Source organism: Gallaecimonas aegicerasi (assembly GCF_045291545.1).
GTDB lineage: Bacteria > Pseudomonadota > Gammaproteobacteria > Enterobacterales > Gallaecimonadaceae > Gallaecimonas.
Genome location: NZ_CP149514.1, coordinates 943349 through 967379, shown reverse-complemented (window position 1 = coordinate 967379; position 24031 = coordinate 943349). Strand labels below are relative to the sequence as shown.

Genomic DNA, 24031 nt, shown 5'->3' with positions numbered 1-24031 from the left:
TTCCGAATTGTTAAAGAACACGAAGCCCGCTCAATGAGCGGGCTCCAAGTAATCTGTGTGGACACTGCGCAAACAGTACGCCTCTTTTAGTAAGGAGGTGATCCAGCCGCAGGTTCCCCTACGGCTACCTTGTTACGACTTCACCCCAGTCATGAACCACACCGTGGTAAACGCCCTCCCGAAGGTTAAGCTATCTACTTCTGGTGCAGCCCACTCCCATGGTGTGACGGGCGGTGTGTACAAGGCCCGGGAACGTATTCACCGTGGCATTCTGATCCACGATTACTAGCGATTCCGACTTCACGGAGTCGAGTTGCAGACTCCGATCCGGACTACGACGCGCTTTTTGGGATCCGCTTGCTCTCGCGAGGTCGCTTCCCTCTGTACGCGCCATTGTAGCACGTGTGTAGCCCTACTCGTAAGGGCCATGATGACTTGACGTCGTCCCCACCTTCCTCCGGTTTATCACCGGCAGTCTCCTTTGAGTTCCCGACCTGATCGCTGGCAACAAAGGATAGGGGTTGCGCTCGTTGCGGGACTTAACCCAACATTTCACAACACGAGCTGACGACAGCCATGCAGCACCTGTCTCAGAGTTCCCGAAGGCACCAATGCATCTCTGCAAAGTTCTCTGGATGTCAAGAGTAGGTAAGGTTCTTCGCGTTGCATCGAATTAAACCACATGCTCCACCGCTTGTGCGGGCCCCCGTCAATTCATTTGAGTTTTAACCTTGCGGCCGTACTCCCCAGGCGGTCAACTTAACGCGTTAGCTCCGGGATCCACAGTGCATGACCACAGACCCCAAGTTGACATCGTTTACGGCGTGGACTACCAGGGTATCTAATCCTGTTTGCTCCCCACGCTTTCGCACATGAGCGTCAGTCTTTGGCCAGGGGGTCGCCTTCGCCACTGATGTTCCTTCCGATCTCTACGCATTTCACCGCTACACCGGAAATTCCACCCCCCTCTCCAAGACTCTAGCCTGCCAGTCTTAAATGCCATTCCCAGGTTAAGCCCGGGGCTTTCACATCTAACTTAACAGGCCGCCTGCGTGCCCTTTACGCCCAGTAATTCCGATTAACGCTCGCACCCTCCGTATTACCGCGGCTGCTGGCACGGAGTTAGCCGGTGCTTCTTCTGCGAGTAACGTCACAGCAAGCGGTTATTAACCACTCGCCTTTCCTCCTCGCTGAAAGTGCTTTACAACCCGAAGGCCTTCTTCACACACGCGGCATGGCTGGATCAGGGTTGCCCCCATTGTCCAATATTCCCCACTGCTGCCTCCCGTAGGAGTCTGGGCCGTGTCTCAGTCCCAGTGTGGCTGATCATCCTCTCAAACCAGCTAGGGATCGTCGCCTTGGTGAGCCGTTACCTCACCAACTAGCTAATCCCACGTAGGCGCATCCGATAGCAAGAGGCCCGAAGGTCCCCCTCTTTGGTCCGTAGACATTATGCGGTATTAGCCATCGTTTCCAATGGTTATCCCCCTCTATCGGGCAGCTCCCTACGCTTTACTCACCCGTCCGCCGCTCGTCATCTTCTAGCAAGCTAGAAATGTTACCGCTCGACTTGCATGTGTTAGGCCTGCCGCCAGCGTTCAATCTGAGCCATGATCAAACTCTTCAATTAAAAGTTTGATGCTCAATGAATTGCTGAAGTGTTGAACACTTCGCAGTCATCGAGTAAATCTCAATTTTTTGAGATGTACCCTCTGCGAGTGCCCACACAGATTACTTGGATTATCTTGTTAAAGAACGTCGCTCTTGCCGAGCGAGGAAGCGCATTCTACACGCTTCGCTGCGGGAGTCAAACACTAATTTATGGCGTTGATTCCTGCCGCGCTGCCCTGGCTGTCGGCGCTTCTTTCGAAGACCACATCCTGTGCCATTTCTCGGCAGCGGGAGACGAATTATGGACCTGGTATTTAAAGAGCGCAAGTGCCAATTTAAGCTAGCGCCCTTGATTGCCTATTTTGCGCTCACCTTAAGCCAAGCAGGCACTGATTTGATGCTTTCAAGCACTACCGTGGCAAGTGATTGGGCGTCTTCGGTGACAGCTTTACCTGTACGCACCAGCACTTTCGTCGCAACCCCAGCAGCATCGGCGGCTCGCATATCGTCTGCCTTATCACCTACAAAGACTGATCTGCCCATATCAATATCGAGATCGCCTTGCGCTTCGAGCAACATGCCCGGCTTGGGTTTGCGGCAATTGCAGTCTTGGCGGTATTCACCGATGCCTTTATCCGGATGGTGCGGGCAATAATAGATGCCATCCAGCACAACACCATTGTCATCAAAGTTCCAGTCCATCCATTGCGTCAATTCAGCAAAGCTATCTTCACTGAACATGCCGCGGGCAATGCCAGACTGATTGGTGATCACGACGACTAAATAGCCCATAGCCTTGAAGGCACGAGCGGCTTCAAATACACCCTCGATAAATTCAAAGTCATCGATGCGGCTGACATAGCCATGATCAACATTGATAACACCATCTCGGTCCAGAAATACTGCCGGCTTCATTGTTTTTGCCCTACTTCACTACTTGATGCCTCAAAGGCGGGGTTGCGTGGATATAACCAGCGGGCTCTTTTCAGAATACGCTGATACTGCGCCCTGTCCCCAAGCGCATCAGCCGCCCGCAACATGTTTACGAAGGTATCTGCGCGCACTACCGAGTGGCTGAACTGCCACCCCCAGTCAATGAATCGCTGCAGTGTTGTGCGATTATGCGTCTTTAATGCCTGCTGAAATTGCGCGTACATGGCGATGTGTTCGATCTGACTTTGAAATACGACCGGGTTGATGATGTCACGCATAGGTAAAAGTGGCGAGTCACCCTCTTTCGCTACTTTATTGGCACGGCTCACCTGCACCAACTTGCTGATGGTTTGTAGATTAGTGAGCAAAAATGCACTGCCGAGCAACAGGCCAGCGGCAGTCAGCGACTTCCAGACATAAGGTAACGCCGCGTCCTTTTGTTGCAGAGGCGCTACCCGTGATTCCACCAAAAATAGCAGTAGTAAAAAGGTGAACCAGTGAATGGCCGAGTGGTAGAAGGGGTATTCGGTCATGCTATGAAGTGCAATGGGGAGCAGTAATGCAGCATAGGCAAAAGCATTGCGGCCCAAGTGCGCCAACCGCCAGACAAAGCGCGCAGCAAATAGCAAAATTGCCAAGACCGGTAACAAGCCACCTTCAACCGCCCAAAACAACAACTCATTGTGGGGATGATCGACATTGGCCATTGATAACAAGCCTGTCTGAGCGAAGGTCATTGCCCGCTGATCAGCATAGGCGGCTTCAAAGCCGCCCAAACCGACACCGGTTACAGGATGATGAGCAAATAGTTGCCAGGACACTGTCCAAATAGCCGAACGACCATTACTTTCCAATACACCAGAAGCATCCCGCACGACGTTATGTTCAAAAGTGGTGTACAGATAGCCTGCCAACTCACCTACAACTAACAACAACACGCCAAAGAACAGTACACGACGATGTTGCCCACGAAATGCCAACAACAATAGCAACAAACCGCCAGCAGAAGCTAAAACCCCTGTCCGGGAAACCGTGACATACTGGCCAAATGCTGCCAGTCCCAAGGTGGCGAACAAAACCGCCAACCATGCAACTTTGCGCACCGGCGACGCTGGCAGTTTGTGTTTGGCCAGTAACCACAACGCGGCCATCATGCCAGTGGCAAGAAAGCTGGCGTAAACGTTGGGTTGCTGAAATATGCCTTGGGGACGGATACCCGTTTCAGAAACACGCCCACCTGGTAGCCACTGCCAGCCTGTAAGCTGTAAGGCACCGAGGCTAGCTTCAATCAGTACGGACAGTACGACGATGAACAGCAACGAGCGCTCATCCCGCTCACCGTCAAAACTTTGAAAAAGTGCCAAAAGGAACATAAGCCCTGCCAGCACCGCAAAAAAGCGGCCAACCGCATAAATGGCCGTATCACCCGACCAGAGCAGCGGTATAAATAATGCTGCAAATAGTAGCGGATAGTCCTTCCAGTAACCGGGCAGTTGCCACTGGCCACAGTTCACACCCTGGAATATACCCACGCCAACCACTAGTAGCGCCGCCATCCACACTGTGTTGTTGAACGACAACTGCAAGCCATAACCGCCAAGGTTGTTTTGAAAGTAGTGAACTGCAAACAAAAAGAGCAGCCCGAAGGCTGCCCACGCAAGCTTGTTGTTGGACGTTGCCACCCTCTTGGTCCCTTATTTTTCTGGGTATTGCTCGATACTATCACCACGGCCAATAGCGTAGTAACTAAAACCCTGCTTTTTGAGGCTTTGCGGGTCGTAGAGGTTACGGCCGTCGATGATCACAGGCTTACTCAGGCTGTCTTTAATGACAGCAAAATCCGGCGCCCGGAACGACTGCCACTCAGTGCAGATCACCAGAGCATCCGCGCCTGATAAGGCGGCTTCCATACTGTCAGCCAATATCAGATCATCACGTTCACCATAAATACGGGTAGTTTCAGCCATGGCTTCTGGATCAAAGGCCTGCACCCTAGCACCAGCGGCCCAGAGTGCTTCCATCAGAACCCGGCTTGACGCTTCCCGCATGTCATCAGTGTTTGGTTTGAACGCCAGCCCCCACAAAGCGATGGTTTTGCCAGCCAACTCGCCCTTGAAATGGCGGTTAAGGAACTGAAACAGCTTTTGCTTCTGGCGGTAGTTGACGGTTTCCACCGCTTCCAGCAGTGCCGGCTGGTAACCAACCTGCTGAGCAGTACGCACCAGCGCCTGTACATCTTTAGGGAAGCAGGAGCCGCCGTAACCACAGCCAGGGTAAATAAAGTGGTAGCCAATACGCGGATCAGAGCCAATGCCTTTACGCACGGCCTCAATATCAGCCCCCAGCTTTTCAGCCAGGTTGGCAATTTCATTCATAAAGCTGATTTTCGTGGCCAGCATGCAGTTAGCTGCATATTTGGTCAGCTCAGCGCTACGCACGTCCATGACGATGACTTTGTCATGGTTACGGTTAAAAGGCGCGTAGAGCTCGCGCATTTTGGCCTCGGCATTAGCATCATTGGTACCAATGATAATACGGTCAGGCTTTTGGCAGTCGGCAACGGCTGCCCCTTCTTTTAAAAACTCAGGGTTCGATACCACCGCAAAATCATACGCGGCGCTGCGCTCCGCTAACACTTCGGCCACCCGCGCCCGCACTTTGTCGGCTGTACCTACCGGCACCGTGGACTTGTTAATAATGATTTTCGGCCCTTGCATATAGCGGGCAATGGTTTCGGCTACCGCGAGCACATATTTAAGATCAGCAGAGCCATCTTCATCCGGCGGGGTGCCCACAGCAATAAAGTGCAGTTCACCGTAATTCACCCCGGTCTCGGCATCAGTGGTAAACAGCAGCCGCTTGGTAGCCAAGCCATTTTCAACTAACGCCGCCAGGCCAGGTTCGTAGATAGGCACCTCGCCGCGCTTCAGGCCATCAATTTTGGCCTGGTCAATATCCACGCAGCAGACATGGTGGCCAGCTTCGGCCAACACCGCCGCCTGTACCAACCCCACATACCCAATTCCAAAAACCGTGACTTTCATGATATTTCCAATCAACTGTGACCGCGGCAATGCCGCCGAAAACCGGCATGATGCCATGGTGATAGGGGCTTGCCAATGAACACGCCGGAAACAGGCTGTTGTCAGTAGCCTTTAGAGCAGTACGGAGTACAATAAGCCTTACTGTACTATCAACACCAACCATGCCCTGATGAAAACAGCAGAAGACTGGCTGCCACACTTTCGGCGCGCCAAAAGCCTGGAAACACTGGAATTAATGGTAAAGCGCGCGGTAGAGGAGTGCGCCAGCGCCAGCGAAAAATTCCAGGTTTATAAAGCTGAAGAAATGCGTGAACAGGAGTTGGAGCAACAAAACGCGCCGGAGCGTTTTCGCCGCTTGTAAAAAAGCCCGCATTTAGCGGGCTTTATCATCAACCGTAATAGCCTTTATACCAATCCACAAAAGCCGCAACACCTTCTGTAACGCCTACTTTCGGGCGGTAGTTAATGGCATTGAACAAGTCTTCTGTTTCCGCCCAGGTGGCGGGTACATCGCCCGGCTGAATAGGCATCAGATTACGCTCTGCTTTGAGCCCCGTCGCCGCTTCAATGGCCTCGATAAAATCGGTCAGCTTGACCGGCTGGCCAGCACCGATGTTGAACACCCGGTAAGGTGCGCTGGATTGCCCGGCACTGCCCTGCCCCGGCGCCCAATCACGTTGCGGCGTTGGAATGACCTCACACACACGCACGATGGATTCGACAATATCGTCGATATAGGTGAAGTCACGTTGCATGTTGCCGTGGTTATACACGTCAATAGCCCGGCCTTGCAAAATGGCTCGGGTGAATTTGAACAGGGCCATATCCGGGCGCCCCCAGGGGCCATACACGGTGAAAAAGCGCAGGCCGGTAGTGGGAATACCATAGAGATGAGAGTAAGTGTGGCTCATCAGCTCATTGGCTTTTTTCGTTGCCGCATAAAGTGATACCGGATGGTCGACACTGTCCGACACTTTAAATGGCATGGCGGTGTTGAGGCCATAAACGGAACTGGATGAGGCATAAACCAAGTGTGCCGTTTGCTGGCTGCGACAGCCTTCCAGAATATTGAGGTGGCCAACGAGGTTGGCATCGGCATAGGTATGGGGGTTGTCGATGGAATAGCGTACTCCGGCTTGTGCCGCCAGGTGCACTACCCGATCAAAGCGCTCACCAGTAAAAAGTGCAGCAACCCCGGCGCGGTCGGCAATATCAAGCTTTTGAAAAGTGAAGCCGCCCTCACCGGCTAACTCTGCCAGTCGCGCCTCCTTGAGGCTCACCTCATAGTAATCATTGAGGTTATCTACCCCAACCACCTGATGCCCAGCCGCTAACAGCTTTTTCGCTACATGAAAGCCAATAAAACCGGCTGCGCCGGTGACCAGATACCGCATGGTACAACCTCCAGAAACTCAGTGGCGCAAGGGTAGCACACTTAACTGATTTTCCGGGCCACCAGCAGTCGCTTCAGGCGGCCCATGGCCGGCGTGATCAGATGTGTTTTGCCCTTTTGATCACGCAATAGCGCATGGGTGGCCAGTGCATTTCGCGCCAACTCTTCTTGCGCAGCCAAAATGGCGTCACCTGCCCGCAAGCGGCTGGACAAATGTAACGATAGCAGCTCTACGTCCTGGCTATACAGTTGCAACTTCCTTTTCACAGAACCTCACATCAACGCACGATAATTATGATGACGACTTATTGTGGCCGCTCTTTTGTATTAGCTCACTCCATGGACCGTTCAGGTCGCATCCGAGTGAGATTTATAGTCATAGTTGTAACCGTAAGCACCGTATCCATAGCCCTGACTGGCCTTTCGCACCATACCATTGAGAATGACCCCTTTGACGTCGATGCCATTTTGCTCAAAACGGCGCAGGGTAACGTCCACTTCCTTGGCCGGATTTTGTCCAAAGCGCGCCACCAGCAGCGTTGTGCCAGCGAGGCGCCCAACTATGGCGGGGTCGGTCACGGCGAGGATCGGCGGGGTATCCACCAGAATCAGATCGTAATGTTGCTGAGCCCACTCCAGTAGCGCTTTAAAGTTGGGGTGCATCAACAATTCACTGGGGTTGGGTGGCACCATGCCTCGTGGCAGCACATCAAGGTGGGTAATGCCCGTCGGCAAAATAGCCTCTTGGCGCTGGCACTGGCCAGATAACAGCTCAGACAGCCCTCGCTCATTGTGCTGATTAAAAAGGGCATGCATGTAGCCGCGGCGCATGTCGGCATCAACCACCAGTACCTTTTGCCCGGTCATGGCACTGACTGCCGCCAGATTCGCCGATACAAAGGACTTACCCACCGACGGGCTGGGCCCTGAAATCATCAGCACATTGTTGGCCGCTTCCATCATGGCAAAATGCAAGCTGGTGCGCAGGCCACGCATGGCCTCAATAGCTAAATCCGCCGGATTTTCCTGGGCCAGCAGCGGGCGTTCTTCCTGCTTTTTACCGCGCTTGAATTGCCGCTTAATTTTCTCTTCCAGCTTGCTCTGGGTGTCTGATTGCGGAATTGTGGCGTAGACACTGACACCCATTTCTTCCAATTCCTCAGGGCTCTCAATACCTTTACGCATAAAACCACGCACCAACACCCACAGGGTGCCGAGCATCGCCCCCAACAATGTAGCCAGGACAATAATCAAAGCCTTTTTCGGCTTCACTGGCTTCGGGTTGACAGCTGCATTATCGAGAATACGTACATTGCCCACCGTACCGGCCTTAAGCACATTCAATTCCTGCACTTTATTCAGCAGGGTCAGGTAAATCTGCTGATTGACTTCCACATCCCGCTTCAGGCGCAGCATTTCCTGCTGTGTTTTTGGCAGCGCTTTAATTTGCCCGGTGAGCTTGGCCTTATCTTGCTCCAGGGTGGCGATTTGCTGCTTTAAAGCGATGTAGGCCGGGTGGCTTTTGGTGTAAAGCCGACTGATATCCGCTTCTTTGAATTTCAGTTCATTGAGCTGGTTTTCAAGTTCTACCGATTGCTTGAGAATGCCTTCAGTTTCCAGGCCCAAGTCCAGTGACTTGGTCTGTAGCCGGTAGTCGTTGAGCTTTTCTTCTGAGGCATCCAATTTGGATTTGATTTTCGGTAGCTGTTTTTTCAAAAACACCAGACTATTTTGCGCCTGGGCCGCATTTCGCTTGACGTTTTGTAGCAGATAATGGGTGCTAACTGCGTTAAGAGCTGCCTGAATTTCACTTTGATCAGCCCCCATCATCGAGGCATGTAAAATGCCGGTTTTCTGCCCTTGCTCGGCAACACTGAGCTGGCTACTGAGGTCGGTGATCGCCTGCAGCCGGTTCTTCTTTTGAATATCAAAACGCGTACCCGGGCGGGCCTGCAAATCGGTAACATTGATGCTAATACCCTGGCCGGTGGCGGTCTGCCCAACGGTACCTGAGAGCAGAGGTGTACCATCCAGGCTTAACTGGTATTGATTACCGGCAAGGGCCGTTAGGGTCATAGGGGTATCAAGCAGGTACGCTGGCACCTGCAAATGCCCCAGATGAATCACTTCGCCCCCCCAGGCATAGCTGGAAAAGAACGGTTTTGCGGCCGGCGCGCCCACATGGTGGCGGGCAACAAACCGCCCAATAACCGGGAAATAATGCGCCGTAGCCATATTTTGCAGCCCAAGCTGATCAACGGCGCCGCCCAGAACCATGCGTGACTTGATGATCTGCACTTCGGCATCTGCTGACGAGTCCTGCGGGAACATGCTGGTCATTTCCAGCAGGCTGGACATGCCACTGTCTTTTTGTTCCACCTGCAGCAGCGCATCGGCACGGTAAATTGGCGTTGATAAAACGGCGATAGCCACCCCCACCAAGGCAAAAGCGCCCGTCACAGCCGCGATAAGCCACTTGCCCTCCATGATCACCGCCCACAGACGGGCTAAGTCGATTTCATCGTCTTCAGGACGGGCGCTGCGTGGTGTAGTCATCATATTCATTGGTTTAGCTTCTGCTGCCAGGCATTGACCCCAGCCTCAATTTGTTCAAATACAAACTCAAAGACGTCAGTACTCTTGCGATAAGGGTCTGGTATGGCTTTATCACCCAGCCACTTGCCCAGCAGGAATGTTTTGCCCAATGCTTCTGGTGCCAGGCGCCCAACTTCGTCGCGGTGGCGCGGTTCCATCACCAGAATCAGCTCAGCCTGCTGACACAGGCTGCGGGTCAGTTGGCGGGCAGTATGTTCGGCAAAATGGTGGCCCCTGGCTTCAGCCACCGCCCGAGCAGTGGCATCCATGTCATGCCCTTGCACTGCCGCAATACCCGCCGATGAAACATTTTTTTCCGGCAGCGCGGCTTGCATGAGAAATTCGGCCGTAGGACTGCGGCAAATATTGCCCACGCACACCATCAAAATATTGTTGAACATGTTTGGCCTTAGTTTGTCAGGTCACTACGGGTACGGGTGACCGAATACAACCCGGAGAGCGACGGCAGTAGCTGGCTGATCACACGATTCCAGCGGGCAACCGGCGCCGCCGTCACATAAACGATGTCGCGCGGCTGTAAGGTGAACTGGTCAGCCAGCACCAGGGCCGTAGCATTGGCCGCATCCAGCTGGAATACGTCAATGTTGTGGCCACTGGCGGCAGCGGCTTTACGCAATACAAAAATGCCAGAGGCATTAGCGGTTGTTTCACTGAAGCCCCCAGCATCAGATAACGCCTCAGCAAGAGACATTCCAGCCCGCCCAATAGTCAAACTTTGTGGTTTACCCACTTCCCCCAGAACAAATACTTTGGCGTAGTCATTACGGGCAACGTGTACTACATCACCGGCTTGTAGCAGCACGTTTTGTTGGGTATTGCCTTGCTCAAATAACTGGCGTAGTGAGAAATGCTGTTCTTGGCCAGCACGGGTCAGAGTAACATCAGTCCAATCCGCATCGGCCGTCAGGCCACCGGTGCGATCCACTGCTTCAAGGAGGGTAAGAGGAACATTGGTGATCGGCAGTACACCGGGCTGTTTAACTTCGCCGGTAACGTATACTCGCTTAGACCGAAACGCCGCCACAGTGACGTCTACCTGGGGATTTTCGATGTACCTGGTCAGGCGCTGACGAATAATGCCGCGGATTTGCGTGACCTTCAGGCCGGCCACATGCACCACTCCCACATAAGGGTAAAAAATAGTGCCGTCTGTATGCACCCAGTTGCCGGCGTCTTGCGGCGAACGCATCGAGCCTGCTGGAATGGTCAGCTCAGGGTGGTCCCACACGGTGATGCTTAGAATGTCTCCTGCTCCGACCGTGTAATCGTATTGCTTACGCGCCGCTTCCAGGGCGGTATTGAGGGCAGGCTTGGGGAGGTTTAAGGTGGCGTATTTAGCCAGTGTTTGCGGCGTAATGGGAACAATTGCCACGCCCGTACCCGCAAGGTCAGCGTGTTCAGGAGCCGGCGCGGCCCAAGAGCGCTCAGTATCGTAAGGAACATGGGCGCCGGGCACCAGAGTACAGCCACCTAAGCCTATCCACAGCAATAGCAATAACAGCTTTTTCATTCAAAAATCTTCGATGGACAAAAACCAACGGCAAGCAAAAAAACACTGCTGGCAGGCACAGAAAACCGCCGCAGCCCCTTTACTCACCATTTACATACCAATCACACCATAAGGCTGCATCCTAACAGCTAGGCATCTAGATTTAAACAGGAAATGCAAATGCATAAGACTTTGTTTTCGCATGAAAAAAGAAAAGGCACAGCCCTTTTGGAACTATGCCTTTGATTTCATTATTCATATAACGTTCAGGTTACAAGCCTGAGCTCAGCTGGTATTACATAATGAAATGCTCAGAATCGGCCTTGTAACCCTCAGGGTTTTTAGACTGCCAACGCCAAGTATCTGCCATCATCTGGGCTAAATTCCGCTCGGCGTGCCAGCCCAGTTCTTTGGTGGCAAAAGCCGGGTCGGCATAGCAGCTGGCAATGTCGCCGGGGCGGCGCGGTGCAAACTGATACGGCACCGGCTTGCCGGAAGCCTGCTCAAAGGCTTTGACCATATCCAGCACCGAGTAGCCGTTACCCGTGCCGAGGTTGTAGGCCACGCAGCCGGTTTGAGTATTGAGCTTATCAAGCGCTTTGATATGCCCCTGGGCTAAATCCACCACGTGAATATAATCACGCACACCTGTGCCGTCAGCCGTAGGGTAGTCGTTGCCAAAGATGTTCAGCGCAGGTAAGCGCCCTACCGCAACCTGGCTAATATAGGGCACAAGGTTATTGGGGATACCGTTAGGGTCCTCGCCGATAAGCCCTGATGAGTGAGCCCCTACCGGGTTGAAGTAGCGTAATACGGCAATACGCCAGTTAGCATTGGCGCCAGCCAGGTCAAACAGAACGCGTTCAACCATGTGCTTGGAGGTGCCATAGGGGTTAGTAGTGGCGCCAGTAGGGCTGGCTTCAGTGATAGGAACCGTAGCCGGGTCCCCGTACACGGTAGCTGACGAGGAAAACACCAGCTTATAGACGCCAGCCGCCGCCATTGCCTCACATAGCGTTAGGGTGCCGGCGACATTATTCTGGTAGTACCGCAGCGGCTGCTGCACGCTTTCACCCACGGCTTTGAGGCCAGCAAAGTGCACAACAGCGGTGATGGCATTTTCAGCAAAGAGCTTATCAAGCAGCTCGCGGTTGCGAATATCTCCTTCTACAAAGGTGACACCTTTACCGGTGATTTTGGCCACTCGCTTCAATGCTTCAACGGAGCTATTGGCGAGGTTGTCCAGCACCAGCACTTCTTGGCCGATAGTTAACAGCTCAACCAAGGTATGAGAGCCGATGTAACCGGCACCACCTGTGACCAAAATCATTTACAGCTCCAGGCCTTTAATGAACTGCGCAAAATCTTTACCCAGCTTGGGGTGGCGCAGGCCATAGGTAACAAAGGTTTGCAGGTAGCCGAGTTTGTCACCGCAATCATGGCTGCGGCCCTTGATGCGATAAGCCTCAACAGCTTGGCTACTCATCAGCATGGCAATGGTGTCTGTTAATTGAATTTCACCACCGGCGCCGATGGGTGTTTTGGCAAGTAATGGCCAAATATCTTTACTGAAGATATAGCGCCCTACTACAGCCATATTGGAAGGCGCTTCATCTACTGGAGGTTTCTCGACGATGGCATTCATTGCTACCGATTGGCCAGGCTCAATCGCCGCACCAGCTAAATCAACAACGCCGTAGCTGCTTACCGCTTCTTGCGGTACAGGTTCCACCATCACCTGGCTGGTGCCGCTGCTGTTAAAACGCGCCAGCATTTCCGCCATGTTGTCTTTGGCGGGGTTGGCAGCTACGTCATCTACCAATACATCAGGCAGCACCACGGCAAAAGGCGCATCACCCACCAGCGGTTTGGCGCACTGAATGGCATGGCCCAGGCCTTTAGCTTCACCCTGACGCACATGCATGATGGTTACCCCCTCAGGGCAAATGTTCTGCACCTCTTCCAACAGCTGGCGCTTAACGCGTTTTTCCAGCATCGACTCCAGTTCAAAACTCTTGTCGAAGTGGTTTTCAATGGCGTTTTTAGAAGAATGGGTAACCAGCACAATTTCCTTAATACCGGCCGCCACACACTCGTTAACCACGTATTGAATAAGCGGCTTATCTACCACTGGCAGCATTTCTTTGGGAATCGCCTTGGAAGCGGGGAGCATACGGGTGCCAAGGCCGGCAACGGGGATCACTGCTTTCATTCGAATTTATCTCTTCATATGAAGTTTAATGTACTTTACAACAAAAGACGGATAATCAAAAATCAAGCGTTTCCGAACATGGGGCTCCATTAAAAAACGCTGAAGCCAGCGCAATCCAAGACGCTTAACGATGGGATGATAATAATCCATTTTTCTTGCCGTTTGAGAAATAAAACCACCACATGTTAAAAAAAAGACTCCTTTCGGGATTTTTTTCTTTAGAACACTTGCGTAATATTCTTGCTTTGGAGTGCCTAGCCCCAAAATAACTATATCTACTTTCCTGTCAATCAATACTTTTGATACATCATCAAGTAACTCATCACCAAAATAACCAGATGATTGATATTTTAAATTCAGTCCTGGATATTTAATTTCAATTTTCTCAACAAACTTACTAATTTCAGAGCTCGTTCCTCCTATCGCTGCCACATTATATCTCTTCCTATTAAAATAAGATAACAACGGATCGGCCAGAGAGGAAAAATCAAAAGAATATCTTATTGTTTTTCTACCATTGAAGAAGGAGTCAAAAAAACAAAGCAAAGAGCCATCTATTAAAAAATGATCAATATCAAGATATGACACATTGGGACACTCAAGAATTTTAAAGTATGAATACGGATTAAGAAATGACAAAGAGAATGAGTTTTCCAATCTATCAAACTCTATCTTTTTATATAGTCTAGCTAGATAATCACTGGACTGTATCTTAGAGTCAATTATATCGACAGCTTTTTTCTCATTCATTTTTAAATTTCCTATCATCCGTCAATATTCCGCAGTAATATGATACTACATAACCACAAAGGAGATAATAAAATGGCAATGTCTTAAATCTGTCGCTCATGGCTGATGAGAAACCAAAAATAATTGGAACTGAAGCAATTGTAAAAAAAGCAGCAACGAAAAAGCTTTTATTTTCAACGCTTCTTTCAAACTTAATTAGTTTAAAGGCAATCAGCAGTATATAAAACAAAAAAATAAAATTAATAAATAAGCCGAACCACCCCCATCTTATTAAAATATTCCCGTAATAACTCTCTATAACACCAACTTCTTTTGATAGATTTTCTCTATCGCCACCGACACCGAAAGGGAAATGTTTTGTTGAATACTTTTCAGCCAATTCAAGCTCTATAATTCTATGCTTGGTTGAGTCATCCGGTCCCTTTTTAGAAAATGGGGCAACAATATAGTCAAAGTTATATTTCTCAAAGCTTGAACTAGATAAGGCCCAAACCACAGCACCGAATAATGAAACAAAAACAATAATAATAGTAGCATTAAAAAACAAAGATTTTTTTAAGCTAGTGAATATATAGATAAGTAAAGATATAAACAATACAGATGCCAACCCCCCTCTAGACAAAGTCATAAATATTGCGGTGAAAATAAAAATTATTAAAATAGTAAATTTAATTTTTTTTCCAACCGAGAAACTCTGACCTAAAGAATAAATTAAATAATAGAAAAAGAAGGATAGAAAAAAACTAAAGTCACTTGGGTAAACAAAAGTTCCTGACCATCTGAAAAAATGATACTGAATAATATCATCACTCATCCTTCCCTTAAAAACATCGACGATAGGCCAAAGCGCTTTAATATAAACAAAAGCAGAAAATAAAATTTGAATTAAAACAGACCAAAGTAAAAAAGCAAACAATTTATTGATTTCGTTTTGCCGAATTGGGAATATTAATGGAATTGAAAAATAGAGAAAGTAAACGAAAGGTCTAAAAAAATCACTAAAGTCACTAACTGACGGATTGGGTGAAATAAAAAATACAACTGCGACAAAGTATATAGATACCGAAAAGAAGTAAAATAAGGATTGTATAATGTGCTTTCTATTTTTATCTCCAAAGGTTGAATTTATAAAGCTATTTTTGTTAAATGCAGCCATTAAAAAAAAAGGGACATAAATAAAGAGCACACAAAGGTGCATAAGTTTCTGTCCTAACGCAGTTCCCCCCTGAGTCCATTTAAACGCAGGAAATAAAAAAACAACAAGCAGAACAAGATAATGATAATTTAAATTTTTAATTTTCAAATTCAATTTTAATGACTCCATTAATGATCATGAAATCTTCCACGCTCTTATCAAAGCCTTTAAAATTAAGATGGCAAAGGTATACGGCATCAAAATTCATTTTCTTTAAATTCACCAAAGATGTAGAATAAAAACCAATAAAAGTGCTCTCTTTAAATCCTGTGAAAACCATTTCAACTGGTCCATTACTAGCAATTACTTTGACATTAAGTTTAGCTGTTAAATTAACCACCCAATCGTAGTCTTCTCGTGGGTGACAGTAGTAAAATATATTACACTCGGGAAAATTATTAGCAATGTGAATTATCTTATTCAGATAATCACTGTCTGCTACTAGACCATCAGAAACAAATGGAGAACCTAAAATGAAAACATTACTCTTTGAATCTAAAACACCCAATCTAACATTAGAATTAATATTACTTGACTTCACCAATGGAATTATTATAGTTTTTTTTCCTAGGAACGTTATTCCTTTTTCAAAAATACTATAATGACAGATCACTTTTCTTTCCCAAAAATCTTGATACCGTCCACCAATAAAAAATAAGACGATTTTTTTGAGGAGTGACTCATTGGTATTATAAAAGTAACCACTTCCCCATCGACTACCTGCACCATCATCAAATGAAAAAATTTTCTTTCCACGTAAGACCTGGCATATAAATCTTGATTTTATTTTCTTTAAGTTACCAGAATAAAAACTTGATATCTTATTCCTATTTAATAGGATGAAAAACAAAAGAGCCCCACCCCCTCCAAGCTCTATTACTTTCACATCTCTGCTTGATTTTTTCAACATCCCCTTTTTTATTAAGATTACGGCATCATCGATATCAAATTTATCTACAATAGAAATAGACATTAAATAATGGAAGGGTGTTTCACAAAAAAACAAATTCATGAAAATAATGATTTCCCAAGTAGTAAGGCAAGAATAACAACCAGAAACAAATTGGAAAAGAATAAAAGCAATGAAATAAATTCCACCTCAACATTTCCTGAGAAAATCAGCAGCATTGAAACATGAAGAAATGCGGAGATAAATGTACATACAGAAACCAAAGAATTGCGCGCGTGGTAAAAAAAATAATTTACAATCAAAAGGTAGGGGACGTTCATCAATATTCCAAGAGAAAAAAATGAAACCATTTTTGAAATATTTTCGTAGCTTTTTGATATTATATGCTGATACAAACTATTCGGTATAAACGTCAGAAGAAAAAAAATAAACACGCTAATGGCTAAGGAATAAAAGACATATTCCAATATCTTTTTCGATGTCAAATAACCAGATGAAATCAAACTGTAATACTTATTTAAAAATGCTCTATTTAAGCCAATAATCAAAACTGAGAATATTGATGCAATTTGAAATGATGCAGCATATTTATTTAGGTCAGAAGCAGGATAATCATTAGATATGATTATCCTATCGAAATAGCCCTTGAAGAAAAAACTCAGGCCATGAAATATTAATGGTGATGAAAAATAAAAAAAGTAACGCAACGCCAGCATTACTCTCCTTAATTTCAATTTTTTATTATCTAAATGGAATATGAACTTCGAGTATATGAAGGTGAGCGAATTCGCTAATAAAAAACCAAGAAAAACAATTTGATAGCTTCTTAAGAATGAAACTAAAATGAAAACTAAAGTTAAAGTACTGATTGAATGAAATAATTGCACAAAAAAATATCTCTTTGCGAGATTTTTACATTGAATTCCCGAAAGAGAGACTGAAACAATAGATTGAGAAAGAGAAGAAAATGAAACAACCTGGATGAACTGATTTTTATAAATGACGCCAACAATGAATATAGAAATCGCAATAAAAGATGATAAATAAACTGAAGTTTGAGTTAATGTATATAAAAATCTAGACCCATATCTATGATAGTACCTAATAATAGCACCATCTTGAAAAAAAAGTATGAATACTGTTACTAAGTTTAAATAAGACTGGCTTTCAGCATATAACGAAAACTGTTTTTCGCTTAACATCCTTGTCAGAAATGGTAGCAATAGAAATGGGGAAGCTTTAAAAAAAGCCTCCCCTGCCATATAATAGATTAATCTTGGCATTGTTAGTCTAGTATTAAATCGAAATTAACTGGAGTGTTTTTTTTCACATCAAACTTTATTTTTCTTCCTATTAAGTCCCCTAAATACTTTGGAGCAATTCCATATCCAGGTCTAACACTTCTTACTGCATCTGCAGTAATAATATCACCCGCCTCTAAGTCTTTAACAAAGTACAAAGAGCGACGGAATTTGACATTACCCTGCTCGCTGGACTTGCGACCATAGTCTATTCTGCCCAGAGCCTCCCATACGGTTTGACTATCACGGCAAAGGGCTTGCATGTCTGCCGGTTCCAAGGAGAAGGAATCATCGGGACCACCGCCGTTACGGTCGAGGGTGAAGTGCTTTTCGATGATAGCAGCGCCCAAGGCAACGCTGGCAATAGCAGTGGTATTATCCAGGGTATGGTCTGATAGACCAGTAACTAAACCGAAGCGTTCCTGCATATCAACGATAGTACGCAAATTGTAGTCTTGAGATGGTGCAGGATAGCCACTAACGCAGTGTAATATGGCAAGCTCCCTGCAACCACCTTCCCTTGCAGCTTCTATCGCTTCTTGTATTTCGTCAGCATCAGCCATACCAGTAGAGATAATCATGGGCTTACCTGTACTTGCCACATAACGGATAAGTGGCAAGTCAACAGCTTCAAAAGAAGCAATCTTATACGCTGGTGCATTTATATCTTCTAACATATCCACAGCGGTATTATCGAAGGGAGAGCTAAACATAGTGATACCTAAACTACGTGCCTCTTCGAAAAGAGGTTTATGCCAATCCCAAGGAGTGTGTGCTTTTTGGTATAGTTCATACAAGGTAGTACCAGCCCACAAGCCATCATTAATTAAAAAATCTGGATTATTAGAATTTAATGTGATTGTATCTGGAGTATAGCTTTGAATCTTTATAGCGCTTGCGCCAGCTAATTTAGCCTGACGGATCAGCTTAAAAGCAGTTTCGATGTTACCGTTATGGTTTGCTGACAATTCCGCAATGATGTAAGGAGGATGATTTGAAGATATTTCTCTACCGTCTATTACCAATTTCAAGTTAGACATAATCAACCTTAAAAAAATCGTTATCAAGAATAAATATAACATCGGTCGTCTCTTGAGGCTGACCGATATCCTCTTGTTCAGCACTATTTACTTGTCGGAAATTCAGCCGTTCGTGAAACCGAATAGATTTTCTATTAGATGCTAAGACGACTCCTCTTACAGAGTCGACCTTGAGTTTTTCAAAAGCATATTTTAGCGCCAAAAAACCCATAATATACCCTACACCTTTTTTAGCCGATGGACTGAGATAGAACCCCCACTCAACCTCACCATTTTTTTCTGTTTTATTGAACTGAACAAAACCAGAATTTAGTCCTTCATATTCAAATATAAGCAATGTTCTGTCGGGATTTTTTTTTGAATTCTCAAACCATTTCTGGTGCTCATCGACACAAATAACTTGCTGAGAATGCATGACACTTCTTACATAAGGATGGTTTCGCCATTCAAGAACCTGACTTAAGTCCCCTGCTTCCATTAGTCTTATTTTTGCATCATACATCCGATGGCCTCTAACACTCTGTTTACTCCATGCCCATCGCATTGGCTCTGACCTATCCGACTCATACTCTCTAATTTATCTTTAGAGTTCAGTAAGTTAGACACCATCTCGGCTAACCTATCAACCTCACTTGCTTCCAGGTAACCAAAATTTATAGCGACCCCAGCCTTCTTCAAATTATTCGCCACAACTTCTTGGTTTGCCGCCAAGACAATATTGATTGTTGGCAGCCCCAAGGCACAACGCTCCCAGGAGGTTGAACCGGCAGCTCCTATACAGAGATCAGCCTCTAACATCAGCTTTCCTATCTGGTCGGTAAACCTCAGTAATTCGATTTCCAACTGGCTTTCCTGGACTCGCTTCTCCAGCTCATCAAAGTGGGGATTAGCCGCACCGGCCACAATGCAAATTGACAGGGCAGAATTGACCTCAACCTTTTCCAAGGCCTCCAAGATCAGCATGGTCTTGTTGTCCCTGTCGATACCGCCAAGGGTAACCAGGATACGCCAGGGCCCCTGGGTCTTGGCGGATTTGGCTCTTGCCAGGGGAAGCAATGCCGTAAACTCGTCACGCAGCAAGGCATAACGAGAGCCCAGCAGCAGCTTGGTTGAGTCAAGTACCAAAGGTGCATAATGGCTGGGCGACTTGCCCAGGGTCACATCCAGTAACCAGCTTACATGATGGGGCCTGTCGTTCAGGTCATCAATGGCCAAAATTGGACAGATCTCAGCTATCCGCTGTTCCCAAGGAGCGGCCAGAGCATAGTGGTCAACAATCATCCGCAGAGGGGGAACACCTCGCTTTACCGTTTCATGCTCAAGCGCTGCGAGGGTGTCTTGGGCGTCAATCTGCTCAGTTACCCCCAACCAAGGGGAATGAAAATAAGGGCCGAGGGCTTCGGTTTGAATGTGTTCTGGCAACCTAATCAGCCCTATTTCCAAGTCTGCCAAACGCTTAGTCATGCTGTCTAAGGTATGCCGGCAAATGAATACAACCGCTACTCCCCTCTTGCGAGCAGCCTGAGCAAGCGTAATTGTACGCATCATGTGGCCAGAACCAATCTCCATAGAAGCATCAGCCCTTATAGCAATCCACGAATTGTTACTCACCAGACACAGTCTCAATAACTTTAAAAAGTGCCTCTGCGCGCAACCAGTCCTCAGGTGTATCAATATCCTGGACTCGGTGACGCGGCAGAATAAGGGCTAAGCTAGCCGGCGAGAAGAAAGGGCGTTGCTCTAAGAATGCCCCGGCTCTGCCACAATAGAACTGACCAGCATCATGATAGGCTTCTTCTAGATCTTGCGAGCGGGTCAACAAGTGTTCTGGCTGGAACATTTCTACCCGCCCTTTAGCATCCAATTTCAATGCCCTCTGGATAGGAAATTCAAAACTGGTTGCTGAGAAAACAAAATCAGCATCGGAACTTTCCAACTTTTCTATAGCCGACTTAAGGTCTTCAGCTCTAGTAAATGGAGCTGTAGCGTATAAACAACAGACTATTTCTGCCTGAATACCCAGCTGCGCCAACGTCGACACAGCATGAGCCATAACCTGACCCGTTGTAGCAAAATCATCAGAGAGGTCAACCGGGCGCAGAAAAGGGGTTTCTGCGCCAAGAGAGTTGGCTACCTCGGCAATCTCTTCATCGTCAGTTGATACGATAACCCTGTCAAAAACACCTGAGGCTTGGGCTGCTTCGATAGACCAGGCAATCATTGGCTTGCCGTGAAAGTCTTTCACATTCTTACGAGGTATCCGCTTACTACCACCTCGAGCAGGGATTACAGCTATCCTCATTCTAGCGCCCTAATACCGCTGTCAAAGCTTCTACCACTTGCTCTTGTTGCTCAAAAGTCATGGCATGGAACATAGGCAAAGATATGGCTTCGCTGTAATATCGTTCAGCGTTGGGATAATCGCCAGATTTGAACCCCATGGCTTGGTAGTAAGGCTGGGTATGAACGGGAATGTAGTGTAGATTGACACCAATACCCTGCTCCCGTAGCTGTTCAAAAACTTCCTTGTGAGTTAGAGATATTTCGTCCAATTTCAACCGAACAACATAAAGATGTAAGCCTGAATAGGTACCATCTAATTGGAAAGGGATAGTAAGAGGCAGCGATTTCAGCAGCTCATCGTAGCGCCTAGCTAATACATGCCTGGCCGCCACAAAAGCCTCTAAGCGCAACATCTGACTAACTCCCAATGCAGCTTGGAGTTCCGTCATACGATAATTGTAGCCAAGCTCTATTTGCTGGTAATACCAGCCTCCATGCGATGGCTCTGTCATTAAGGCTTGCTCTCGGGTAATACCATGACTCCGATAAAGTGCCATTTTTGCTGCCAGCTCGTCGCTGTTAGTCATTGCGGCACCACCCTCAGCCGTGGTTACAATTTTAACCGGATGAAAGCTGAATACGGTGATATCTGAATAGCGACAGTTACCAACAGGCTCACCTTTATACTTACCACCTATGGCATGCGAAGCATCTTCAATAAGATGTACGCCATAGGCTTTGGTCAAACGATGGATTTTCTCCATGTCACAGGGCTGACCGCATAGATGGACGGCAACCAGTACCTTTGGTAAATCCCCTGCAAATGCCGCTTTTTCAAGTTTAATTGCTAGCGCCTCAGGACACAGGTTGTAGGTATCAGGATCGATGTCAACAAAATCAACCTTAGCACCGCAATATAGGCCACAGTTTGCTGAGGCAACAAAGGTGATAGGTGTTGTCCACAACCAGTCCCCTTCACCCAGGCCCAAAGCCAGGCAGGCAATGTGGAGCGCTGAGGTCGCACTGTTGACCGCAAGTGCGTGCTTTGCTCCTGTATGCGCAGTCAAGGATTTTTCAAACAAGGGCACTTTTGGCCCCTGAGTGAGGAAATCAGACTGTAGAACATCAACAACAGCGTCAATATCCTGCTGGGAGATATCTTGCTTACCGTAAGGGATCATTTTAGATACTGCCAATCTTGTCTTTGTTCGCTTCAATCCATATATGGAGTTCGGTATCCGTCATCCATTCAGTGTTGTTGTCACTGGCGTAGACGAAACCCTCAGGAACCTTCTTGCCGTCCTTAATTCGATTTTTGCAGGTTGCCCAGTTATTGATTGTTGGTAGGATTTTGAAGTGCTCTGGATACTCATAGGTATAGTAAGCATCTTCAGCACTAATCATTTGTTCGTGTAACTTTTCGCCAGGACGAATGCCAATTACTTCCTGTTCTGCTTCTGGAGCAACAACACGGGCCAAATCGGTTACCTTCATAGATGGAATTTTTTTGACATAAATTTCGCCACCTTCCATATCTTGGAATGCATGCCATACCAACTCCACGCCTTGCTCCAAGGAAATCATGAAACGGGTCATGCGGGGATCAGTGATGGGCAGAACGCCTTTGTCCTTAATCGACATAAAGAAGGGGATAACAGAGCCACGTGAGCCCATAACGTTGCCGTATCGAACGACAGAAAACTTAGTGCCGTGCTCACCTGAATATGCGTTACCCGAAACAAATAACTTGTCGGAAGCCAGTTTTGTCGCACCATAAAGATTGATGGGGCTGCTTGCTTTATCAGTAGAGAGTGCCACAACACCCTTGACACCTTTGTCGATACAGGCATCAATAAGATTCATGGCTCCATTGATATTGGTTTTCACACACTCAAATGGATTGTATTCGGCTGTGGGAACAATTTTAGTAGCAGCAGCGTGGACCACATAATCAACACCATCCAACGCCCGGTAGAGACGCTCCTTATCCCGGACATCGCCAATAAAAAATCGAACACGTTTATCACCGTGGAATTTCTTTGCCATATCCCACTGTTTCATTTCGTCTCGAGAAAAAATGATGATTTTTTTAGGATTATATTTTTCCAATGTCATAGGAACAAAGGTGTTACCAAATGAACCAGTGCCACCTGTTACGAGAATTGTTTTATCTTCAAACATTTTTATTACTCACTCTAAATTTATTGAAGCTTCGCCGGATATAAGAAACAAAAACCCAAATCCTTTGTAGCAAAAGACAATAAAGCAAAAATAAAATTATAAAAAACAAAAACGATATTGATGCTGGAAAATCAGTCGCTTCAAAGAAAATACCAATAGCAGCTGTCAAACAGGCTAAGACAGTAATGATAAGAAGTGCTTGCCGTGATGAAAAACCAAGTCGCATAAATATATGGTGGAGGTGATCACGATCAGGTTTAAATGGTGACTGTTTTTTCATTACCCGGCGCACCATAATGGCTGCCATATCCATAAGCGGCATGGCGATTATCCATAGTGCTGTTACTGGCTTAAAAGCAGGATGATTCGACTGCGTACCGATCACTAACATCCATACCACGGAAAGACCAATCAGCATGGAGCCTGCATCACCCATGAAGATTTTACTGATACGTTTACTAGGCCAGCTTAGGTTAAACATCAAATAGGCGAACGTAGCGCCAATAAAAAGAATGGGAACTACTGTCCAACTACTATGCGCTAACCCCAACAGTACCGCCAGTGAAGTAAAGCTCACTAAACTTAACGAACCAGCCAGGCCATCTATACCATCAACCATGTTAAACGCATTAATGGCGCCAATAACCGCAATAACAGTCAGCACAATGCCACTGTAACCAAGATGAATGGTGCCTAAGCCAGCTAAGTTTCCTAAATTATCTAAATAGAAGCCGGCACCAAAAATCATCATACAGGCAACCAGCGTTTGTGCAATTAACCGGAATGAGACTTTTAAGTCATACTTGTCATCCAGCACACCAATAAACACAATAAGCGCAGCCGATAGCAAAAAGATATTAATAGCCTGACTGTGTGGGGCAAATAACATTACAGCAAAGAGAACGGATATAAAAATGGCAACGCCCCCCACCAACGGAACATGGCCACTGTGATGCTTACGGGCGTTGGGTATATCCACAAGACCTGCCTTGATAGCCAAGGGCTTGGCAACCACTACAGCAATACAAGCAAAAGCGAAAGCGACTAAAGCGGGGAGGAGAATACTCATGTTC

The 24031-nt window shown here is 47.1% G+C and carries 21 protein-coding genes and 1 rRNA gene; 1 reads left to right on the top strand and 21 read right to left on the bottom strand.

Annotated elements, in window-relative coordinates; translation table 11 throughout:
* Positions 1-90: 90 nt before the first annotated feature.
* The 4 genes from WDB70_RS04730 to WDB70_RS04715 form a co-directional block, all read right to left on the bottom strand.
* Positions 91-1630: ribosomal RNA gene (locus WDB70_RS04730) — 16S ribosomal RNA — on the bottom strand.
* Between the two features lie 338 nt (positions 1631-1968).
* Positions 1969-2526, bottom strand: a complete 558-nt coding sequence (gene gmhB / locus WDB70_RS04725) for a D-glycero-beta-D-manno-heptose 1,7-bisphosphate 7-phosphatase (RefSeq protein ID WP_406667135.1) — start codon at positions 2524-2526, stop codon at positions 1969-1971.
* Positions 2523-4175: a Wzy polymerase domain-containing protein gene (locus tag WDB70_RS04720; RefSeq protein ID WP_406667133.1), complete on the bottom strand. Its 1653-nt coding sequence runs from the start codon at positions 4173-4175 to the stop codon at positions 2523-2525. The genes gmhB and WDB70_RS04720 overlap by 4 nt, the downstream gene beginning before the upstream one ends.
* A gap of 63 nt (positions 4176-4238) precedes the next feature.
* Positions 4239-5588, bottom strand: a complete 1350-nt coding sequence (locus WDB70_RS04715) for a UDP-glucose dehydrogenase family protein (RefSeq protein ID WP_406667131.1) — start codon at positions 5586-5588, stop codon at positions 4239-4241.
* 169 nt (positions 5589-5757) lie between these two features.
* Between WDB70_RS04715 and WDB70_RS04710 the strand changes: the two genes are divergently transcribed.
* Positions 5758-5949 (top strand): hypothetical protein, encoded by a 192-nt coding sequence (locus WDB70_RS04710; protein ID WP_406667129.1) that lies wholly within the window; start codon positions 5758-5760, stop codon positions 5947-5949.
* 28 nt (positions 5950-5977) lie between these two features.
* Here the strand turns inward: WDB70_RS04710 and WDB70_RS04705 are convergent, their stop codons facing one another.
* The 17 genes from WDB70_RS04705 to wecA all read right to left on the bottom strand — a co-directional run bounded on the left by WDB70_RS04705 (position 5978) and on the right by wecA (position 24027).
* Positions 5978-6982, bottom strand: coding sequence for an NAD-dependent epimerase (locus WDB70_RS04705; RefSeq protein ID WP_406667127.1), 1005 nt, complete (start codon positions 6980-6982; stop codon positions 5978-5980).
* A gap of 41 nt (positions 6983-7023) precedes the next feature.
* Positions 7024-7248, bottom strand: coding sequence for a hypothetical protein (locus WDB70_RS04700; protein ID WP_406667125.1), 225 nt, complete (start codon positions 7246-7248; stop codon positions 7024-7026).
* A gap of 81 nt (positions 7249-7329) precedes the next feature.
* Complete coding sequence (locus tag WDB70_RS04695; protein WP_406667123.1) at positions 7330-9546, bottom strand: polysaccharide biosynthesis tyrosine autokinase; 2217 nt, start codon at positions 9544-9546, stop codon at positions 7330-7332.
* The gene (locus tag WDB70_RS04690) at positions 9543-9959 is read right to left on the bottom strand and encodes a low molecular weight protein-tyrosine-phosphatase (protein WP_406668013.1); all 417 of its coding nucleotides are present in this window, start codon (positions 9957-9959) and stop codon (positions 9543-9545) included. Before WDB70_RS04690 ends, WDB70_RS04695 begins: the two co-directional genes overlap by 4 nt.
* 26 nt (positions 9960-9985) lie before the next feature.
* Positions 9986-11107, bottom strand: a complete 1122-nt coding sequence (locus tag WDB70_RS04685) for a polysaccharide export protein (RefSeq protein WP_406667121.1) — start codon at positions 11105-11107, stop codon at positions 9986-9988.
* A 274-nt stretch (positions 11108-11381) separates the two neighbouring features.
* Positions 11382-12416 carry a UDP-glucose 4-epimerase GalE gene (gene galE, locus WDB70_RS04680; RefSeq protein WP_406667119.1) on the bottom strand — a complete coding sequence of 345 codons (1035 nt, stop codon included), beginning with the start codon at positions 12414-12416 and terminating at the stop codon, positions 11382-11384.
* Entirely contained in the window at positions 12417-13298 is an 882-nt protein-coding gene (gene galU / locus WDB70_RS04675; protein WP_406667117.1) for a UTP--glucose-1-phosphate uridylyltransferase GalU, read from the bottom strand. It lies immediately after the preceding gene.
* Positions 13299-13304: 6 nt separating this feature from the next.
* The gene (locus tag WDB70_RS04670) at positions 13305-14048 is read right to left on the bottom strand and encodes a WecB/TagA/CpsF family glycosyltransferase (protein WP_406667115.1); all 744 of its coding nucleotides are present in this window, start codon (positions 14046-14048) and stop codon (positions 13305-13307) included.
* Entirely contained in the window at positions 14041-15372 is a 1332-nt protein-coding gene (locus WDB70_RS04665) for an O-antigen ligase family protein (RefSeq protein ID WP_406667113.1), read from the bottom strand. The genes WDB70_RS04670 and WDB70_RS04665 overlap by 8 nt, the downstream gene beginning before the upstream one ends.
* Positions 15341-16255 carry a glycosyltransferase family 52 gene (locus WDB70_RS04660; RefSeq protein ID WP_406667111.1) on the bottom strand — a complete coding sequence of 305 codons (915 nt, stop codon included), beginning with the start codon at positions 16253-16255 and terminating at the stop codon, positions 15341-15343. Before WDB70_RS04660 ends, WDB70_RS04665 begins: the two co-directional genes overlap by 32 nt.
* Before the next feature lie 1183 nt (positions 16256-17438).
* Complete coding sequence (pseI, locus tag WDB70_RS04655; protein ID WP_406667109.1) at positions 17439-18494, bottom strand: pseudaminic acid synthase; 1056 nt, start codon at positions 18492-18494, stop codon at positions 17439-17441.
* Complete coding sequence (gene pseH / locus WDB70_RS04650; protein ID WP_406667107.1) at positions 18487-18996, bottom strand: UDP-4-amino-4,6-dideoxy-N-acetyl-beta-L-altrosamine N-acetyltransferase; 510 nt, start codon at positions 18994-18996, stop codon at positions 18487-18489. The genes pseI and pseH overlap by 8 nt, the downstream gene beginning before the upstream one ends.
* Positions 18978-20105: a UDP-2,4-diacetamido-2,4,6-trideoxy-beta-L-altropyranose hydrolase gene (pseG, locus tag WDB70_RS04645; protein ID WP_406667105.1), complete on the bottom strand. Its 1128-nt coding sequence runs from the start codon at positions 20103-20105 to the stop codon at positions 18978-18980. The genes pseH and pseG overlap by 19 nt, the downstream gene beginning before the upstream one ends.
* Entirely contained in the window at positions 20098-20739 is a 642-nt protein-coding gene (gene pseF / locus WDB70_RS04640; RefSeq protein WP_406667103.1) for a pseudaminic acid cytidylyltransferase, read from the bottom strand. The genes pseG and pseF overlap by 8 nt, the downstream gene beginning before the upstream one ends.
* 58 nt (positions 20740-20797) lie before the next feature.
* The gene (gene pseC / locus WDB70_RS04635) at positions 20798-21973 is read right to left on the bottom strand and encodes a UDP-4-amino-4,6-dideoxy-N-acetyl-beta-L-altrosamine transaminase (protein WP_406667101.1); all 1176 of its coding nucleotides are present in this window, start codon (positions 21971-21973) and stop codon (positions 20798-20800) included.
* Positions 21960-22958 carry a UDP-N-acetylglucosamine 4,6-dehydratase (inverting) gene (pseB, locus tag WDB70_RS04630; RefSeq protein ID WP_406667099.1) on the bottom strand — a complete coding sequence of 333 codons (999 nt, stop codon included), beginning with the start codon at positions 22956-22958 and terminating at the stop codon, positions 21960-21962. Before pseB ends, pseC begins: the two co-directional genes overlap by 14 nt.
* On the bottom strand, positions 22951-24027 hold the full coding sequence (wecA, locus tag WDB70_RS04625) for a UDP-N-acetylglucosamine--undecaprenyl-phosphate N-acetylglucosaminephosphotransferase (protein WP_406667097.1): 1077 nt from the start codon (positions 24025-24027) through the stop codon (positions 22951-22953). The genes pseB and wecA overlap by 8 nt, the downstream gene beginning before the upstream one ends.
* Between the last annotated feature and the right edge of the window lie 4 nt (positions 24028-24031).

What these genes read in the sequence shown, in the direction of transcription:
- WDB70_RS04660 (WP_406667111.1), bottom strand. Translation starts at nt 16,255, where the DNA reads ATGAATTTGTTTTTTTGTGAAACACCCTTCCATTATTTAATGTCTATT.
- galE (WP_406667119.1), bottom strand. Translation starts at nt 12,416, where the DNA reads ATGATTTTGGTCACAGGTGGTGCCGGTTACATCGGCTCTCATACCTTG.
- WDB70_RS04665 (WP_406667113.1), bottom strand. Translation starts at nt 15,372, where the DNA reads ATGGAGTCATTAAAATTGAATTTGAAAATTAAAAATTTAAATTATCAT.
- WDB70_RS04715 (WP_406667131.1), bottom strand. Translation starts at nt 5,588, where the DNA reads ATGAAAGTCACGGTTTTTGGAATTGGGTATGTGGGGTTGGTACAGGCG.
- wecA (WP_406667097.1), bottom strand. Translation starts at nt 24,027, where the DNA reads ATGAGTATTCTCCTCCCCGCTTTAGTCGCTTTCGCTTTTGCTTGTATT.
- WDB70_RS04710 (WP_406667129.1), top strand. Translation starts at nt 5,758, where the DNA reads ATGAAAACAGCAGAAGACTGGCTGCCACACTTTCGGCGCGCCAAAAGC.
- WDB70_RS04705 (WP_406667127.1), bottom strand. Translation starts at nt 6,982, where the DNA reads ATGCGGTATCTGGTCACCGGCGCAGCCGGTTTTATTGGCTTTCATGTA.
- pseB (WP_406667099.1), bottom strand. Translation starts at nt 22,958, where the DNA reads ATGTTTGAAGATAAAACAATTCTCGTAACAGGTGGCACTGGTTCATTT.
- WDB70_RS04695 (WP_406667123.1), bottom strand. Translation starts at nt 9,546, where the DNA reads ATGAATATGATGACTACACCACGCAGCGCCCGTCCTGAAGACGATGAA.
- pseH (WP_406667107.1), bottom strand. Translation starts at nt 18,996, where the DNA reads ATGTATGATGCAAAAATAAGACTAATGGAAGCAGGGGACTTAAGTCAG.
- WDB70_RS04690 (WP_406668013.1), bottom strand. Translation starts at nt 9,959, where the DNA reads ATGGTGTGCGTGGGCAATATTTGCCGCAGTCCTACGGCCGAATTTCTC.
- pseI (WP_406667109.1), bottom strand. Translation starts at nt 18,494, where the DNA reads ATGTCTAACTTGAAATTGGTAATAGACGGTAGAGAAATATCTTCAAAT.
- galU (WP_406667117.1), bottom strand. Translation starts at nt 13,298, where the DNA reads ATGAAAGCAGTGATCCCCGTTGCCGGCCTTGGCACCCGTATGCTCCCC.
- WDB70_RS04685 (WP_406667121.1), bottom strand. Translation starts at nt 11,107, where the DNA reads ATGAAAAAGCTGTTATTGCTATTGCTGTGGATAGGCTTAGGTGGCTGT.
- gmhB (WP_406667135.1), bottom strand. Translation starts at nt 2,526, where the DNA reads ATGAAGCCGGCAGTATTTCTGGACCGAGATGGTGTTATCAATGTTGAT.
- WDB70_RS04670 (WP_406667115.1), bottom strand. Translation starts at nt 14,048, where the DNA reads ATGAATGAGAAAAAAGCTGTCGATATAATTGACTCTAAGATACAGTCC.